The following is a 16,931-nucleotide window of genomic DNA, read 5'->3' as shown; positions in this document are numbered from 1 at the left end:
TCAAACCACTTGGTGGTCTTGACAGTTGCGCTCCGCATGAACACCTTATGACCGACCGGCCGGTCATGAACAGAGTCGATCGCGACGTGCGCACGGCGCGATCCCGAGGGAGGGCCGCACGGGCGCTTCCTGCCGCACTCAACACCGCTCATTCCGTCGTCCATTCGAGAGAACACGGACCATTTCATGCGGATACGCAGCACGTTACGACGCAAGATCGCGACCGTGGTGGGGGTGCTCGGTCTCACCGCCGCGGCGCTGACCGCGACACCGGTCGCGCATGCCGACAACACGGCCCCGGTCGAACTGCCCCGACTGGTCACCGCCGACCCCGTCAACCACGCGGGGATGCTCCAGGCGGAGGTCGCCTTCTGGAACGTGGCGCGGATCGCCGAGTACGGGCTCAACTCGGACGGCGCCGACGCGTTCCCGCCGCCGGGCGGCTGGGACGACCTGAGCAAGCCGTGGACCGGCCAGGGCGCGATCTCGCGCACCGCCGGCAAGCTCCTGATGGTGTACCGCAATTCCTTCGACGGCTCGCTCGTGCCCTCCTCGTGTTCGGCGAACGTGGTCACCAGCGCCAACCGGAGCACGATCGTCACCGCGGGCCACTGCCTGAAGGTGACCGCCAACCTCCGCGGAGGACTCGGCGACGACGTCGTCACCAACGCCGTGTTCATCCCCGGCTTCAACGGCGCGAACGTGCCCCGCTTCACCGGCGGCGACGACACCGCCGCACCCCTTCCCGGCACCGACATCGCGCCCTACGGCGTCTGGGGCGTCACCCGTGCCTGGATCACCCCCACCTGGGACGCGGACAGCACCTTCCGATCCGGCGGCGACGTCGCGATGGCGACCGTCGAACGTCCCGGCGACCCCACCCCGATCCAACAACTCACCGGCGGCCAGAACATCGCCTTCGGCGTGGACGCCAACCCGCTCTCGCTCCACCAGTTCGGCTACCCCACCGACAACACCCGCAACTGGTACTGGACGAAGAACAGCGACGGCACCACCGCCGCCGACTTCGGCGTCGCCCCCTCACTGCGACGCGGTTTCGACGGCCGGGCCCTGATGTACGCGCACGGCAGCACGATCGGCGACTCGACCATCGGTCTGGCACACGACATGGCCTCGGCCATGTCGCCCGGCTCCAGCGGCGGCCCCTGGCTGCTGAACTTCGACCCCGCGACCGGAACCGGCACCCAGATCGCGGTCACCTCCCGCTTCACCAACTCCACGGGAAGCTCGCCCTGGTGGGAGGCGGTCTGGGCAATCGTCCACGGCAGCACCCCGAACTGGGCATACGGCCCCTACCTGATGTCCAACGGCTTCGGGGAACTCACCCAGGCGATGTACAACGTCGTCCGCAACGCCACGACCTGACCACCCACATCCACCCCATCCCATCGCCGCGAACCCACCGACCGGACAGCGCAATCACGGTGCCCCCGGCCACGGCCGGGGGCGCTCCGCGGCCGGCGCGGTTGACGGTCCGCGGCCGAACCGTGAACGCGAGGCTCTCGATCCGAGTGGGTGTCATGGCGTCCTTGTGCCCGGACACCGGGATGTAGTGCGATGACTCGCATGACAAGAAAGAGAGTTGCCCTACTGATCTCCACCCTGGTCGCCGGGTGCCTGGTGACGGGATCGCCGGCTTCGGCTGCCGAGGCGGCCGGGGCCGGCGGTTCGTCCTCGTCCGCGGATTCGCCGGCGCGGTTGGGAGTCGACCTCGACACGGTGACCATCCCCGAGTTACAGGCGCGCATGGCGCGCGGCTCGTTGACCTCGTCGGCACTGACCGGCGCCTACCTGTGGCGCATCAAGACCATCGATCCCCGGATCGACTCCGTGTTGCGCACGGATCCGACGGCCATGCGCCAGGCGGCGGCCAGCGATGCCAGGCATCGACGCGGCGAAAGCCGCGGCCCGCTCGACGGCATTCCGGTCCTGCTCAAGGACAACGTGGACACCCTCGGCCTGCCCACGACGGCCGGGTCGCTGGCACTGGCCGGAAGTCCACCGGACACCGACGCCGTGCTCGTGACCCGGCTGCGCGACGCGGGGGCGGTGATCCTCGGCAAGACGAACCTCTCCGAATGGGCGAACTTCCGTGCGGCCAGGCCCACATCGGGGTGGTCGGCGGTGGGCGGACAAACCAGGAATCCGTATGTCCTGGACCGGAACCCCTGCGGTTCGTCGGCCGGGTCGGGCGCCGCACTCGCCGCGTCGTTGTCGCAGGTGGCGATCGGCACCGAGACGGACGGCTCGATCGTGTGCCCGGCCGGCGCGAACGGCGTGGTCGGGCACAAGCCCAGCCTGGGCCTGGTCAGTCAGGCCGGCGTGGTGCCGATCTCCGCCGAGCAGGACACCGCCGGGCCCATGGCGCGCAACGTGACCGATGCGGCGCTCACGCTGTCGGTCCTCAGCGGCGGCCGACTTCCGCACCTCGTCGACTCCTTCGACGTCGCGAGCGGGTCGACCCGCCCCGGCGGTCTGCACGGCAAACGCATCGGCCTGTGGCGGCTGCCCACCCTCGGGCCGGATGTGGACGCCCTGATGACGCGTACGGCGGACCGCCTGCGCGGGGCGGGCGCCGAGGTCGTCGAGGTGAGCCTCCCCTACCAGGAGCGGCTCGCCGAACTGGAGTTCCCGGCGCTGCTGAGCGAGTTCCATCGGGACATCGACGCCTACCTCGGCACCCGCCGGGGACCGCGGAACCTTGCCGAACTGATCGAGTTCAACCGCAGTCACCCGGCGGAGCAGACCTGCTTCGCCGGTCAGGAGTTGTTCGAGCAGGCGTTGACCGCGCCGCCGACGAGCGACCCGCAATATCGGGCGATGCGGGCCGAGTTGAAGGATCTCTCCCGGCGGTCGATCGACGAGACCATGGCCGCACATCACCTGGACGCCATCGCCTCGCCGACGAACCCGCCGGCCTGGACCACCGATTGCGCGCGCGGGGACAACGACGTGATCCCGTCCTCCACACCGGCGGCCGTGTCCGGGTACCCGTCGTTGTCGGTGCCCGCCGGTTTCGTGCACGATTTGCCCGTCGGCCTGCTGCTGATGGCCGGCGACCACCGGGACGCCGAACTGCTGTCGCTGGGCGCCTCGGTCGAACGTCGGCTGGATGCCTGGCAGGCACCGCGCTACCTGCCGTCCGTGGGGTCTCGCACCTCGGGGTGAACCGCCGACCCATCCCTGGGACGGGCCCGACCGGCGCAGCGCCGGTCGGGCCCGTCGCCGTTGCCGGTCGGGTGCGGAGCGCGCACATCGGCGGCGGGGTGTTGGACAAAACAACGGCCCCGGACCCGCCGAGAAACAACCGATAGGCAACCGTGAGGGAGTCTTTGCCCGTCCCGGTGGCCGCCGGAAGGCACGGGGCGCACTTTTCTGCCCCCTCCGGAGGCCGATTTTCGCCACGGCGGCCCGATTTCGTTGACTCTTCGTGGTCGAGCGATCTCGTCGAGTCGGACCACCCGGGTCGTCATGCCCCCGACCGGGACGTCGACCGACCGCACCCCCGCCGGAAGGCGGCACGCCGTCGGCCGGGACCGAGACCGCACGCATCCCGACGGTCTCGCAGGTGACCGCCTCGGCTCCCGGCCCGTACCGGCGTTTTCGGGGGTACCCCGAGAACCCCCCGACGCACGCCCGACTCGTCCTGGATTCCACCCCCGCCGGCGGATTGCGGCCGTAGACCCGCAGACCGCGCGAAGCGTCATCGTCCGGTCACCCGGCGTATCCATCCACCCCTGCCAACGAGCCGATTCACGTTGGCTCGTATTCGCCTGTTCGCACCCGCACGCCCGAACCTATTTTTCATTTCGGCTTCAACCGTGACCGCGAAGAAAGTGCAATCCTCAATCGCGGTCACAAAAATCGGCGAAACCGTGATCCTTCGGGGATGATCACGGCTTCCAATTGCACAGGAAGCCGGTCGGTCGTCGAGCTCGGCGTCGATCGGTGGTGGAAGAGTGGCGCGAGCGATGCTTATTCGATCGTTCGTCGCAGTTTCGCCTCCGTGGGCAACGTCATTTCGCGAGAGCGCTCCGTGCGCCTCGGCGGTTCGCCGGAACCTGCCGCGCGATACGACGGGCGCCGACCCACGTCGGGCCGAAGGCCGTCCCCACGACGGCCGGCAGACAGCTCTTCACCTGCGTCGATGACCCACGTCCGCCTGTTTTTGCGAGCGTGCGGGCAGCCCGCCGAACGGCCACCGGAAGCCGCGGTGCATGTGGATCAACAATCGAATAAAGTCCGAATCGATTAATTCAACCAGGTTTACATAAATCCCATACGAGGATCCGCCATGACCGAAGTGAGACCCGCTCCGGGACCGGCGAAGGCGGCGATCGACCCCGATATATCACCGCCGACGACCGCTCTCGACGGCTCGCCGATCCGAGCCCTTCCCCATTTCTTCGAACGCTCCTGCGACCGCAATCCGGACGCGATAGCCGTCGTCTGCGAGAACATCGAGCTAAGTTACGCGGAAGTAGATTCGCGAGCCAATCGCCTGGCGAATCTGCTCCGGACGCGCGGGGCCGCTCCGGGACGTACCGTCGGCATCCTGCTGGAGCGTTCGATCGATTCCTACGTCGCGCTCCTCGGCGTGATCAAGACGGGCGCCGCCTATGTCCCGCTGGATCCCTCCTTCCCGGCCGAACGCATCGCCTTCATCGCCCGGGACGCCGACCTGTGCGATCTGGTCACCACCGGCGGCATGCGCCACCGCACTGCGGAACTGCCCGGTCCGTTCCTGGACCTCGACGAGGCAGCCCACGAGTTGGCGAAGCAGCGCGACGACCGACCCGACGTCGACATCGAGCCGAGTTCGTGGTCGTACGTGATCTACACCTCGGGAACCACCGGCCGGCCCAAGGGCGTTGCCGTGTCGCACGCGAGCATCGCCAACTTCCTGCACGTGGTCACCCCGATCTACCGGGTCCGGGCCGAGGACCGGGTCTATCAGGGCCTCTCGATCGCCTTCGACTTCTCGGTGGAGGAGATCTGGCCCGCCTGGATCGCCGGCGCGACCCTGGTCGCCGGCCCCACGGACGATCGACGGGTCGGCCGGGGCCTGAGCGACTTCCTGGTCGCCCACGCGATCACCGTGCTGTGCTGTGTGCCCACCCTGCTGACCACCATCGAAGCCGAACCAACCGGCCTGCGAACCCTGTTGGTCAGCGGCGAGGCATGCCCACCGGACCTGGTGCGCCGCTGGTCGCATCCCAACCGGCGCATCCTCAACGCGTACGGCCCGACCGAGACCACCGTCACCGCCACGTGCGCTGAACTGGCACCCGACCGGCCGGTCACGATCGGCATCCCGCTGCCCACGTATCGCGTCTACATCCTGGACGAGCAACTGCGGCCGGTCGATCCGGGCGTCGGCGGTGAGATCTGCGTGGGCGGTCCGGGCGTGGCCGTCGGGTACGTCAACCGGCCCGAACTGACCACCGAACGATTCCTGCCCAACCCCGTCGAGCACGAACGGGCCGAGGTCCCGCGCATCTACCGCACCGGCGACCTCGGCAGGTTCACCCCCACCGGGGAGATCGAATACCTGGGCCGTGTCGACACCCAGCTCAAGATCCGCGGCTACCGCATCGAAGCAGCCGAGATCGAGGAGGTGTTGCGCGCGGATGCCGCGATCGGGAACGCGATCGTGATCCCCCGCAAGCAGGACGGCGTCGTCCAGGACCTCATCGGCTACGTCACGCTGACCGACCCCGCGGGCGGCGCCTCGCACCAGGCGCTGCGCGAGCGGCTGCGGGTGTCGTTGCAGAGCCGGCTCCCCGACTACATGATCCCGTCCTTCGTCGAGATCCTGCCCGAATTCCCCCTGCTGGCCGCGGACAAGGTCGACCGGTCCGCCCTGCCGGCCCCCACCTCCCCGCCGCTGAACCGACGCACCACCACCCACGTCGCCCCCGCAACCGCGTTGGAGGGGCTGCTGGCCGAGGTGTGGCAGGAGGTTCTGGGCGGCGAATCGCCCTCCGTCGAGGACGACTTCTTCTGCGACCTGGGCGGCCACTCCATGTCCGCGGCCCGGCTCGTCTCCCGGCTGCGCCGCGAGCCCGACCTGTCCGGCGTGGCGATGGGCGACCTGTACGCCCATCCCACCGTCCGCCGGCTGGCACGCTTCATCCAGTCCGAGGCCGAGGCCGAGGCAGCGGCAGCGGCAGCGGCCAAGGGCCACGCCGACACGGACACCGCGACCACGGCAACGACGCTCCCCGAGCCGCTCGCGCCGCTGCGCCACTCCGGCGCCCGGGTGTTCGCCTGCGGCCTCGCGCAGATCGCCTGCCTGTACGGATGGCTGCTCGTATTCGGTCTGCCCGGCGTGGTTCTGCTCTACCGGCTGTTCCTGGTCTGGCACTTGCCCGTGCACCGGCCGGCCGCCGGCGGTGTCCTCGACCGGCTCATCCACCTGAACCTGCCCGGATTCATCCTCCTGGAGATCGGGTGGATCCTGGTGAGCCTGCTGATCCCGGTGCTCGGCGGCCGATTGTTGATGCTCGGCGTACGGCCCGGCCGATATCCGCTGTGGGGGGTGACGTACCTGCGGTTCTGGCTGTACGGCAAGATCCTGGTCTTCGGTCCGCTCGCCTTCCTGACCGGTTCGCCCCTGCTGGCCCCGTGGTTGCGGCTGCTCGGTGCCCGGATCGGCCGGGGCTGCCACCTGTCGGCCGTGATCGGCCTGCCCGCGTTCGTGGAGATCGGCGAGGGCACCAGCATCGGCTACGGGGCGCGGTTGCAGCCGTACGTGGTGGAGGACGGCCGGCTGTGCCTGGCGCCCATCCGGATCGGCTCCGGCAGCTTCGTGGGCACCAACAGCGTCGTCCTGGCGGGCGCGGTGATCGGCGACCGGGCCTCGATCGGCGAGCAGTCCCTGGTTCCGGCCGGCCACGTGGTGCCCGCGGACGAACACTGGGCCGGTTCGCCGGTCGCCCGCCGGGACACCGCGCCCGCCCTGCTCGCCGCACTGGCCGCCGAGGACGACGAACGCCCCTGGCCTATGCGGGTGTTGCTCGGGTTCGGCGCCGGCGCGCTGTTGCTCGCGCTGGTCCCGCTGCTGGTCGTCGCGGGGGCCGGCACCCTCGTCGGTTGCGTGGCCTGGAAGTTCGGTTTCGGCTGGGCCGTCGCCGCCACCGCCCTGGCCGGTCCGCTCGTCGTGTTGTTCACCTGCACGCTGGTGCTGCTCGTCAAACGAGCCGTACTGCCGCGGGTGCGGGCCGGAATCCACCCCGAACGCAGCGGGTTCGGCGTGCGCAAGTGGATCGGCGACGGCATGATGACCACCAGCCTGACCCTGACCCACTCGCTCTATTCGACGCTGTACCTCGTGCCCTTCCTGCGCATGCTCGGTGCCCGCACCGGACGCTGGTCCGAGGTGGCCACCGTGAGCTTCGTCGACCCGGACATGCTGATCATCGGCGAACGCAGTTTCGTGGCGGACGTCAGCGTCGTGGGGCCGGCGGTCTTCCACCGCGGTCGCGTCTCGCTCGCACCGGCCGAGATCGGCGCACGCAGCTTCGTGGGCAACGGGGCCCTCGTTCCCGGCTCGTGCCGACTCGGCGAGAACAGCCTGCTCGGCGTGCACTCCCTGGCCCCGAGTCGGCCGATCGACCCGGAGACGACCTGGCTGGGCTCACCCGCCATCTTCCTGCCGCGCCGCGAGGCGAGCCGGGACTTCCCCGCGAAACTGACCTACAGCCCCTCCCGGGGGCTGATCGCGGCGCGCCTGGCCATCGAGTACTTCCGGGTGACCCTGCCCGCGACGATCGCCTCGCTGGCCGCGCTGGCCAGTCTGTACGGCTGCATCCGGGTCGCCGAGAACTGCCCGCCGTGGGTGCTGTTCCTGCTCGGTCCCGCCTTCTTCCTGGCCGTCGGCGTGGGTTCCACCCTGGCCGTGGTGCTGCTCAAGTGGCTGGTCATCGGCCGCTATCGGGCCCGTGTCGAACCGTTGTGGAGCATCTGGGTGCGCCGTACCGAGGTGATCACCGGGCTGTTCGAGAACCTCGTCGTGCCGAGTCTGCTCAACCTCCTCACCGGCACGCCGCTGATGGGCCCGATCCTGCGGCTGTTCGGCGCCCGCATCGGGCGGCGGGTCTGGCTCGCGACGACCTACCTCACCGAATTCGACCTGGTCGAGGTCGGCGACGACGCCGCGGTGGCGGAGGTGACGTCCCTGCAGACCCATCTGTTCGAGGACCGCGTCATGAAGATGTCCCGAGTGCGCATCGGGGCGGGCAGTTCGGTCGGCACCCGATCGGTGGTGCTCTATGACGCGCGGGTCGGCGCCGGCGCCTCTTTGGACGCCATGTCCCTGGTGATGAAGGGCGAGCACCTGCCGGACGGCACCCGCTGGCGCGGCATCCCGGCCCGTCCCGGTTGAACCGGCGGACGGTCGAAGGCCGTTCCGCTCCCGCGCCGCCGCCGCTCCGATCCCGCGCCGCTCCCGCGCATCCGCTCCCGTCCGGCGCCGCTCCCGTTCCGCGTTCGTCCCCGACGCACGATCCGATTCCACCCCTCGTCCCCATCCGTCATGCCCCATCTCCCGCCACGCCATCGGAGACCCTCATGGCACCGCTCGTGCAACGCACCATGACCGAACCGCGGGTCGACTGCGACCTTCCCGGCCCCCGCTCCGCCGAACTGCTCGCACGTCAGGGGCGCCGCGAGTCGAACGCCCGCACCTACCCGCGACACCTGCCCATCGCGCCGGCCGAAGCCTCCGGGAGCTTCGTGCGCGATGTCGACGGCAACGTCTTCATCGACTTCCTCGCCGGCGCCGGGGTGTTGTCCCTGGGCCACAACCACCCGGAGCTGGTGCGCTCCGTCGTCGCCCAGCTCGGCCTGCTCACCCACGGCCTCGACTTCCCGACACCGATCAAGGACGATTTCGTCGAGGCCCAACTGTCCATGCTGCCCGCAGGCATGCGGGACCGCACGAAGGTGCACTTCTGCGGCCCGACCGGAGCCAACGCCGTCGAAGCCGCGGTCAAGCTGTGCAAGATCGCCACCGGCCGCGGTGACATCGTCACCTTCCAGGGCGGCTTCCACGGCAGCACCCACGCCGCGATGGCCCTGTCCGGACTCGTGGCGCCCAAGACGGCCGTCCCCAACGGCATGCCCGGCACCCACTTCTTTCCGTTCTCCTACTGCGCCAGGTGCCCCCTCGACCTGAGCCCGGCGACGTGCGACACCAACTGCGCGACCTACCTGGAGCGTTCGCTCACCGACGGCAACGGCGGCATCCCGCTCCCGGCCGCGGTGATCCTGGAACCGATCCAGGGCGAGGGCGGCGTCGTCCCGGCCACCGCGGACTTCGTCCGCCGGTTGCGGACGATCACCCGCGAACTGGGCATCCTGCTGATCGTCGACGAGGTCCAGACCGGCTGCGGACGGACCGGAACCTGGTTCGCCTTCGAGCAGTACGACATCGAACCGGACGTCATCGTCGCCTCCAAGGCGCTCAGCGGCATCGGCACGCCGATCGCGCTGATCCTCTACGACGAGAAACTGGACACCTGGGCGTCGGGCGCGCACATCGGCACCTTCCGCGGCAATCAACTCGCCTTCGCCGCCGGTGCCGAGGCCGTACGCATCGTGCGGCGCGACGACGTCCTGGGCAACGTGCGCCGTCGCGGTGCGCAGATCTCCGCGCGCCTGACGCCGCTGATGGCCGACCCGTGGGTGCGCGAAGTACGCGGCAGGGGGCTGATGTGGGGAATCGAGTTGGCCGATCCGGAGACCGGCCGACCCGCGGGCGACTTCGCCGGCGCCGTGCAGTCCCGGGCGCTGCGCCGCGGACTGATCATCGAACGCGGAGGTCGCGACGACTGCGTGGTCCGGATCCTGCCGCCGCTCAACGTCACCGCGGACGTCGTGGACACCGCGTGCTCGATCCTCGTCGACGCCATCGAAACCGGCCATCCGTAGGCCCACGCCGTATCGGCCCCGGTGCGATCGGCCCGGCCCGGCGCCGATCCCGGCCGCCCGTCACCGGCAGCCCTTCGAGGAGACCTCCCCCATGGTTTTGATCGTCCAGAAGTACGGCGGCTCGTCGGTGCACAGCATCGAGCGCATTCGACGCGTCGCCGAACGTGTGGTGGCCACCCACCGGGAAGGCCACGATGTCGTCGTGGTGTTGTCCGCGATGGGCGACACCACCGACGAACTGCTCGACCTGGCCCGGCAGATCACACCCCTCCCCCACCCGCGCGAACGCGACATGCTGCTCACCGTGGGCGAGCGCATCTCCAACGCCCTGGCGGCGATGGCGATCCGTGCCCTGGGCGAACGGGCGTGCTCGCTCACCGGTCCACAGGCCGGCGTGTTCACCACCTCGGAGTACGGCAACGCCCGGATCGTCGAGGTGGCACCCCAACGCATCCGGCGGGAGCTCGACCGGGGCGCCATCGTCCTGGTCGCCGGGTTCCAGGGTCTGAGTCGGGACACCGACGACATCACCACCCTGGGCCGCGGCGGTTCCGACACCACGGCCATCGCCCTGGCCGCCGCGCTCAAGGCCGACATCTGCGAGATACACACCGACGTCGACGGCGTGTACAGCGCGGATCCGCGGATCGTCCCGCGCGCGGCGCTGCTCCACCACATCGGCTACGAGGCGATGCAGGAGATGGCCGCGGCAGGCAGCAAGGTCCTGGCCCTGCGCTCGGTGGAGTACGCCCGCCGCTGCGGTGTGCCGATCCACGTCCGCTCCGCCTACGGCGACCGGCCCGGAACCACCGTGTCCGGCGCGCCCGACGACGCGGATGCCGGTCGGTCGACGATCACCGGCGTGGCCCACGACACGTCGGGGGCGAAGGTCACCGTGACCGGCGTGCCGAACGACCCCGCGGCGGTGGGTCGGCTCGTGCGAACGGTCGCCGACGCCGGCGGCGAGATCGACATGCTCGTCCACAACGCGGCGCCGCCGAAGGGCGGACGTACCGACATCACGTTCGTACTGGCGGGGGACGGCGCGCTCGCCGCCCTGGCCGCCCTGCGTGGGCGCGCCGCGGAGATCGGCTTCGAGGAGGTGAGTCACGACGAGGACGTCGGCAAGATCTCGCTCATCGGCAGCGGCATGCGCACGTGCCCCGGAGTGACCGCGACGTTCTGCGAGACGCTGGCGGCGGCGGGGGTCAACATCGAGATCATCTCGACGTCGGAGATCCGGATCTCCGTCCTGTGTCGCACGGCCCGGGTCGCCGACGCCGTCCGTGCCCTGCACACCGCATTCCGTCTCGACACCGACGACAGCGAGGGGGAGGCCCCGGTCCACGCGGGAACCGGCCGTTAGCGGGCCGGCAAGCACCGTGTACGAGCCCGTCCGGCCGGCGCCGGGCAGCCCGTACACGGTGCCGCACGACGGGGTGTCGGGGGGATCGTGAGCGGGGCCGCCCGCGACCGGACGCCCGACGCTTGTCAATGTCAAGCATATCGATAGGGTGTGCGACGGCAACCTGGCGATCGTCCGGAAGGCGAGGCGGGCATGACGACCGACACCGTGGAACTGGATCGCAGGCTCCAGGAGTGCGTGCTCCGGGGTACCGCGTCCGTCGTGCGCGCCCGGTACGCGGTCAACGCGCCCATGCTCGACATGTGGGCCGACGCCCTCGGCGACCCCAACCCCGTCTACCGCGACGCGGGCGCCGCCGCCGCGACCGGGAGGGCCGGGATCGTCGCACCGCCGACCATGGTCCAGGCCTGGACCATGCCCCGACTGTCGGCCCTGGCCGCCACGTTGCCGCAGGTGCCCGGGTATGCGCCCTACCTGGGCGGGCAGGTGGCGAACGACGGGCCGTCGCCGACCGACCGGGCGGACGGGAAGGGCGCCGACAACCCCGCCGCGGCCGTACATCGCCTGCTCACCGCGCACGGGTACGCCGCCCGCGCGGCGACCCGATGCCGGCAGGAGTACCACCGCGAGGCGGCCGTCGGAGAGCACCTCACGTGCGAGAGCGTGCTCACGACGGTGTCGGCGCGCAAGCAGACGGCGTTGGGCGCCGGATACTTCGTCACCACCCGGATGACCTTCCGGAACGGGGACGAGGCGGACGTCGCCACGGTCGACTGGACCGTACTGTGCTTCCGCACGCCGGAAGACCGACCCGCCGCCGCGCCGGCCGCCGCCGCGGATCCTCCGCCGCCGACACCCGCGAGCGGCCGCACCTGCCGCCCGCTCGCGGCGGCCCCGCGGGTGGGCGACCGCACCCCCGTCACCACGATCCCGATCACCCCCACGTTCGTGATCGCGACCGCCTTCGCCACGGGGGACTTCTACGCCGCCCACCACGACGCCGACTGGACACGCGGCTCGCTCCGGCGTCCCGGCATCTTCACCAACATCCTCGCCACCACCGGTCTCGTCGGCGGCGTGGTCACCGACTGGGGCGGCCCGGCCACCCGGCTCCTGGAGGTCGACCTGCGCCTGCTCGCCCCCAACCACACGGGAGACACCCTCACCCTCGACGGCGAGGTGACCGCCGTACACGACGGCGAGACAACCCTGCGCGTCACCGGCACGAACGCACTCGGCCCCCACACCCGAGCCACCGTCCGCGCCCACATCCCGGCCTGACCCCAAACCCCTGACCCCGAGCCGGACCGCCCGGCCGCGGGTGGCGGCGTGCTCAAAGGGTGGCGCAGGCGTCGCCTATCGCCTCGTCCAGGATGGTCAGGCCGAGGGAGAGTTCCTCCTCCGTGGCGGTCAGGGGTGGGGCGATCCGGAAGACTCCGCCCATGCCGGGGAGTTGCACGATGTTCATGTGCAGGCCGAGTTCGAGGCAGCGCCGGGTGATGCGTGCGCCCAGTTCGTCCGTGCTGCGCTTCGCCTCGCCGTCGACGGCGAGTTCGACTCCGGCCAGCAGGCCCCGGCCGCGGATGTCGGCCACGACCGCGTGGCGCGCGGCGAGTTCGGTCAGACCGCGGCGCAGGAACCCGCCGAGCGAGCGCGCGCGCTCGTCGAGCCGCTCGCGGATCAGGACGTCGAGGACGGTGTTGCCGACCGCGGCCGGAAGCGGGTCGGCGACGTGCGTGGTGAAGAACAGGTACCCGCGCTCGTACGCCTCCTGCTCGATCTCGGCGCTGGTGACCACGGCCGCGAGCGGCAGTCCCGCGCCGAGCGTCTTGGACAGCGTCAGGATGTCGGGGACGACGCCGTCGCGCTCGAAGGCGTACCAGGAGCCGGTGCGGCACAGGCCGGTCTGCGCCTCGTCCAGGATCAGCAGCATGCCGCGCTCCCGGCATTTGTCGCGCAGGGCCGCGAAGTATCCGGCCGGCGGCTCGACGACTCCGCCCGAGCTGAGAATCGGCTCGACCAGGCACGCGGCCAGGCTGCCGGTCGACTGGGCGTCGATCAGGTCGAAGGCGAGGTCCAACTGGCGCCGCCAGTCCGGGGAGCCGTCCGCCGTGGTCAGGTCGGGCCGGTGGGTGTTCGGCACCGGGATGGCGAAGTTGCCCGGCGCACCGGGGCCGTAGCCCTTGCGTCCCGCGCTGTAGGTGGCGGACGCGGCGGCCTGCGTCATGCCGTGCCAGGACCGCGCGAACGAGACGATCTCGTGCCTGCCGGTGACCAGCTTTGCCATCCGGATCGCGGCCTCGTTCGACTCGGCGCCGGTCGTCAGCAGCAGTACCTTCTCCAGCGGCGCGGGCAGCGTGTCGGCCAGCCGCCGGGCGAGGTCGACCACCGGGCGGCTGAGCATGCCGCTGTAGAGGTGGTCGAGGGTGGCCACCTGTCGCCGCACGGTCGCGACGATCTCCGGGTGCGAGTGGCCCAGGATCGCGCTCATCTGGCCGGAGGTGAAGTCGAGGATCTTCCGGCCGTCCGCGGTGAACACGAAGCTGCCGGCGGCATGGTCGATGATCTCGCGGGTGAACTCGCCGCCGTAGCGGACGAGATGCCTCTCGGCATCGGTCCAGAAGGTTTCGGTGGACGCCGGGGCGGGGGTCGGAGCAGCCATGTCTTCGACGGTAGGTCGCGTTCGAGCAACACGTCCAGCTCACGATTCCGGCTGTCCTGTTCGGGAAAACCGCACAACAATGGGAACGTGATGAATCCCTGGCGGCTACGGCTGCTGAGCCAACTGGACACGCTGGGCACCGTCCGCGCGGTCGCCCAGGCCGCCAACCTGAGCCCGTCCAGCGTCTCCCAGCAGCTCGCCGTGCTGGAGGCGGAGACGCACACGCAGCTCCTGGAACGAACGGGACGCCGAGTGCGGCTGACCTCGGCCGGGCTGATCCTCGCCCGGCGGGCGCGGGCGATCCTCGACCACATGGACGGCGTCGAGGAGGAACTGCGCGGGTTCGGCGAGGAACCCGCCGGGCTGGTGCGGCTGGGGGCGTTCCAGAGCGCGATCCACAGCATGGCGGTACCGGCGGTGACCCGGCTGGCGCGCGAACATCCGCACCTGGACGTCGAGTTGCTGGAGCTGGAGCCGCACGAGAGCATGCCCGCGCTGCGGGTCGGCGATGCGGACGTGATCATCACGACCACGGATTTCGACGAACTGCCGCTGGGGCCCGACCTGGACATCGTGCCGCTGACCACCGATCCGATCGTGCTGGTGGTCCCGCCGGAACACCCCGTGCTCGGGCGCGGCGCCGTGGATCTGGCGGCCTGCGCCGAGGAGCCGTGGGCGTTCGACGTGCCGCAGTCGTACATGGCGAATCTGGCGCTCCGGCTGTGCCGTCAGGCACGGTTCGAGCCGCGGGTGGTGTGCCGGTTCGGCAACTACATGATGACCCTGCAGCACGTCGAGGCCGGCCTGTCCATCGCGCTGCTGCCCGGCCTGGCGGTCGACCGCCGATACCGCGTCGCCACCCGGGAACTCGCAACCCCCGTGACCCGCACGATCACGGCGGCGATCCGCCGCGGCCCGCCACCTCGTGCGGCGGTGCGCGCCGTACTGGACGCACTGCGACACAACCCGGACCCGCCGTTCCCGGGGCACGGATAGCGGCGTCGCCTCGAACCCGGGGCGGGGCCGCCGGCGAACCCGACCGCGTCGGGTCGGGGTCGGCGACCCGGTCGGAGCCGGCATCCGGTTTGCACGTCCCGCTCCCCCTTCGTCGGCACGACGGGTGCCGGGCTTCGGGGCATGCGGGGAGTCAGGTACGGCCCTGCTGTTCCTGGGCCTGCTTCAGGATCGGTGAGGCGGGCATCCAGTCGGCCCGCACCACCGGGAATCCCGCGGCCGCGTACGCCTCGCAGACCCGGGCGTCGTCGTCGACGACCATGCCGACGGTCCGCCCCCGCGCAAGTTCGCGCAGCAACTCGGGTTTGGCCACCCGGGCCGGACGGCGGTCCCGGTCGGCGCGCATCAGCAGTCGGCCACGCGGCAGACCGTGCCGGCGCAACCAGTCCAGGGTGTCGCGGCGGCAGCGCTCGGGGCGGCCGGTGACGTACACCACCTCGTGGGTCTCGACACTGGCCTTCGCGAGCGCGACACCCTCCTCCAGCGGCGCGTCCTGCGCCGCCGCCGCGAAGAATGCCGTCCAGTCGTGCGGACGCGACTCGACGAAGTGCAGCCGGTGACGGGTGTCGGCCACCGTGCCGTCCAGGTCGAACACGGCCAACGGACGAGACTTCACCGACACCTCCAGAACCACTCCGACTCGGCCGCGCAGTCTACGCCGGGACCGGTCACCGCGTTTCGCCGGTGTGGGATCGCGGGACACCCGGTCGTGGCGCCCCACCCCGCAGCCGGCGCGCCGGACCCACGCCCGCGCGGTTCAGTCGCGGTGGGGAGCCACCGCCTCCTGCGCGTTGCGGAAGGCTTCGGCGAGAAAGCCGCGGCTGGTGTGGTACCAGGGGTATTCGTAGACGCTGTTGTTGGCACCCGCGAACTGGACGGCGAGGTCGATCCATCGGTCCGACATCGCGAGCGCGAAGGTCAGGATGCTGAGGTCGTGCAGCCAGGTGGGATTGCGGCCGGCGCCGTCCTTGGGATAGGCCGCGAGGGCCGCGTCCACGTCGGCCCGACGCTCGGGGTGCGACCAGAACGCGTCGATGTCGAAATCGGAGTCACGGTCGTTCTCGCGCAGTTGGTACTCGACGTGTGCCTGCAACACCAGGAGCGCCAGCGGGGATCCGGCCGGAGCCGCCGCCGCGACCTTGCGGGCGAACGCGTACATCTCCTCATGCGAGCCGTACCACTTGGCGGCCAGGTACTGGAGCGCGCTGTTGTGGCCGAACCGGCTGTGCGGGTCCCGGGCGAGCAGTTCGGACCAGCGGGCCTCGAACACCTCCCGCGGGGCTCCGCGGCCGATCGTCACCCACAGGCGGGTGATCCAGGGCGTCGGGTCCTGCGGGGCGGCTTCGCACGCGAGCAGGCAGGCGTGCTCGGCGTGTTCGAGGATCCGGGCGAACTCGGCGAACGCCTCGGAGCTGGTGTCGCGTGCCCACCCACTGCCACGCGCCTCCCAGGCGGCGTTCACCGCGACCTGCGCCTCGACCACGAGCCGGTCGGCCGAATCGGGCTGTGCCCGGGTCCAGGCCACGAACCAGGCGGGGTTCTTCAGGACGCTGTCGGCGAGGGTCTGCGCGCAGAGGGAGCGCCGATCCCAGTTGGAGCCGATCTGTTCGAGCATCTGCGCCGCGGGCTCGAAGCGCCCGGTCCGCACCACGAAGTCGCGGGCCGCGGCCACCTCGAGGTCCAGCATGGCGGGGTCCTCGACGAAAGCCGGGCCTGCGGGGGTCTCGTCGGGCCCGGGCCGACGAAACCGCTTGAAGATCGACATGAGAGCGCAGCGTAGGGCATGCCCCGCACCCGAACGCGCCCGGCCCGTAGGAGACGTCGGCGCCGGGCGGAACACGGCGCACCGGCGGGTGGGCGGCCGTGCGTTCGACCGCCCGTCGGGCTCGGAGGCGGGCGGGGTGGTCGATGACGAGCGCGGCGAGGAGCGCGGCC

General features: G+C 70.9%; 10 protein-coding genes. 7 read left to right on the top strand and 3 right to left on the bottom strand.

Annotated elements, in window-relative coordinates; genetic code table 11:
• The first annotated feature begins 186 nt into the window (after nucleotides 1–186).
• The 6 genes from ACFZBU_RS18275 to ACFZBU_RS18250 all read left to right on the top strand — a co-directional run bounded on the left by ACFZBU_RS18275 (nucleotide 187) and on the right by ACFZBU_RS18250 (nucleotide 12,601).
• A complete protein-coding gene (locus ACFZBU_RS18275) occupies nucleotides 187–1,386 on the top strand; it encodes a trypsin-like serine peptidase (protein WP_391584612.1) in 1,200 nt (399 codons plus the stop codon).
• Nucleotides 1,387–1,587: 201 nt separating this feature from the next.
• The gene (locus tag ACFZBU_RS18270; protein ID WP_391584611.1) at nucleotides 1,588–3,189 is read left to right on the top strand and encodes an amidase family protein; all 1,602 of its coding nucleotides are present in this window, start codon (nucleotides 1,588–1,590) and stop codon (nucleotides 3,187–3,189) included.
• 1,126 nt (nucleotides 3,190–4,315) lie between these two features.
• Nucleotides 4,316–8,407, top strand: a complete 4,092-nt coding sequence (locus tag ACFZBU_RS18265; RefSeq protein ID WP_391584610.1) for a Pls/PosA family non-ribosomal peptide synthetase — start codon at nucleotides 4,316–4,318, stop codon at nucleotides 8,405–8,407.
• Nucleotides 8,408–8,592: 185 nt separating this feature from the next.
• Nucleotides 8,593–9,954, top strand: a complete 1,362-nt coding sequence (locus tag ACFZBU_RS18260) for an aspartate aminotransferase family protein (protein WP_391584609.1) — start codon at nucleotides 8,593–8,595, stop codon at nucleotides 9,952–9,954.
• Nucleotides 9,955–10,045: 91 nt separating this feature from the next.
• Complete coding sequence (locus tag ACFZBU_RS18255) at nucleotides 10,046–11,320, top strand: aspartate kinase (protein WP_391584608.1); 1,275 nt, start codon at nucleotides 10,046–10,048, stop codon at nucleotides 11,318–11,320.
• A 192-nt stretch (nucleotides 11,321–11,512) separates the two neighbouring features.
• Nucleotides 11,513–12,601, top strand: a complete 1,089-nt coding sequence (locus ACFZBU_RS18250; RefSeq protein WP_391584607.1) for a MaoC family dehydratase N-terminal domain-containing protein — start codon at nucleotides 11,513–11,515, stop codon at nucleotides 12,599–12,601.
• A 52-nt stretch (nucleotides 12,602–12,653) separates the two neighbouring features.
• Here the strand turns inward: ACFZBU_RS18250 and ACFZBU_RS18245 are convergent, their stop codons facing one another.
• The gene (locus ACFZBU_RS18245) at nucleotides 12,654–13,982 is read right to left on the bottom strand and encodes an aspartate aminotransferase family protein (RefSeq protein ID WP_391584606.1); all 1,329 of its coding nucleotides are present in this window, start codon (nucleotides 13,980–13,982) and stop codon (nucleotides 12,654–12,656) included.
• An 87-nt stretch (nucleotides 13,983–14,069) separates the two neighbouring features.
• Between ACFZBU_RS18245 and ACFZBU_RS18240 the strand changes: the two genes are divergently transcribed.
• Nucleotides 14,070–14,978: a LysR substrate-binding domain-containing protein gene (locus ACFZBU_RS18240; RefSeq protein ID WP_391584605.1), complete on the top strand. Its 909-nt coding sequence runs from the start codon at nucleotides 14,070–14,072 to the stop codon at nucleotides 14,976–14,978.
• A 151-nt stretch (nucleotides 14,979–15,129) separates the two neighbouring features.
• Here ACFZBU_RS18240 and ACFZBU_RS18235 read toward each other — a convergent pair whose 3' ends face one another.
• Both ACFZBU_RS18235 and ACFZBU_RS18230 read right to left on the bottom strand, forming a co-directional pair.
• Nucleotides 15,130–15,612: a hypothetical protein gene (locus ACFZBU_RS18235; protein ID WP_391584604.1), complete on the bottom strand. Its 483-nt coding sequence runs from the start codon at nucleotides 15,610–15,612 to the stop codon at nucleotides 15,130–15,132.
• Between the two features lie 141 nt (nucleotides 15,613–15,753).
• Complete coding sequence (locus ACFZBU_RS18230) at nucleotides 15,754–16,761, bottom strand: DUF4034 domain-containing protein (protein ID WP_391584603.1); 1,008 nt, start codon at nucleotides 16,759–16,761, stop codon at nucleotides 15,754–15,756.
• Nucleotides 16,762–16,931 lie beyond the last annotated feature (170 nt).

The organism is Embleya sp. NPDC008237 (assembly GCF_042956465.1).
In the GTDB taxonomy this organism is placed as follows: domain Bacteria; phylum Actinomycetota; class Actinomycetes; order Streptomycetales; family Streptomycetaceae; genus Embleya.
This window is presented reverse-complemented; position numbering and strand designations above follow the sequence as displayed.

Excerpts from the sequence above, each read along its gene's own strand:
- ACFZBU_RS18250 (WP_391584607.1), top strand. The coding sequence starts at position 11,513 with ATGACGACCGACACCGTGGAACTGGATCGCAGGCTCCAGGAGTGCGTG.
- ACFZBU_RS18245 (WP_391584606.1), bottom strand. The coding sequence starts at position 13,982 with ATGGCTGCTCCGACCCCCGCCCCGGCGTCCACCGAAACCTTCTGGACC.
- ACFZBU_RS18270 (WP_391584611.1), top strand. The coding sequence starts at position 1,588 with ATGACAAGAAAGAGAGTTGCCCTACTGATCTCCACCCTGGTCGCCGGG.
- ACFZBU_RS18275 (WP_391584612.1), top strand. The coding sequence starts at position 187 with ATGCGGATACGCAGCACGTTACGACGCAAGATCGCGACCGTGGTGGGG.
- ACFZBU_RS18255 (WP_391584608.1), top strand. The coding sequence starts at position 10,046 with ATGGTTTTGATCGTCCAGAAGTACGGCGGCTCGTCGGTGCACAGCATC.
- ACFZBU_RS18265 (WP_391584610.1), top strand. The coding sequence starts at position 4,316 with ATGACCGAAGTGAGACCCGCTCCGGGACCGGCGAAGGCGGCGATCGAC.
- ACFZBU_RS18260 (WP_391584609.1), top strand. The coding sequence starts at position 8,593 with ATGGCACCGCTCGTGCAACGCACCATGACCGAACCGCGGGTCGACTGC.
- ACFZBU_RS18230 (WP_391584603.1), bottom strand. The coding sequence starts at position 16,761 with ATGTCGATCTTCAAGCGGTTTCGTCGGCCCGGGCCCGACGAGACCCCC.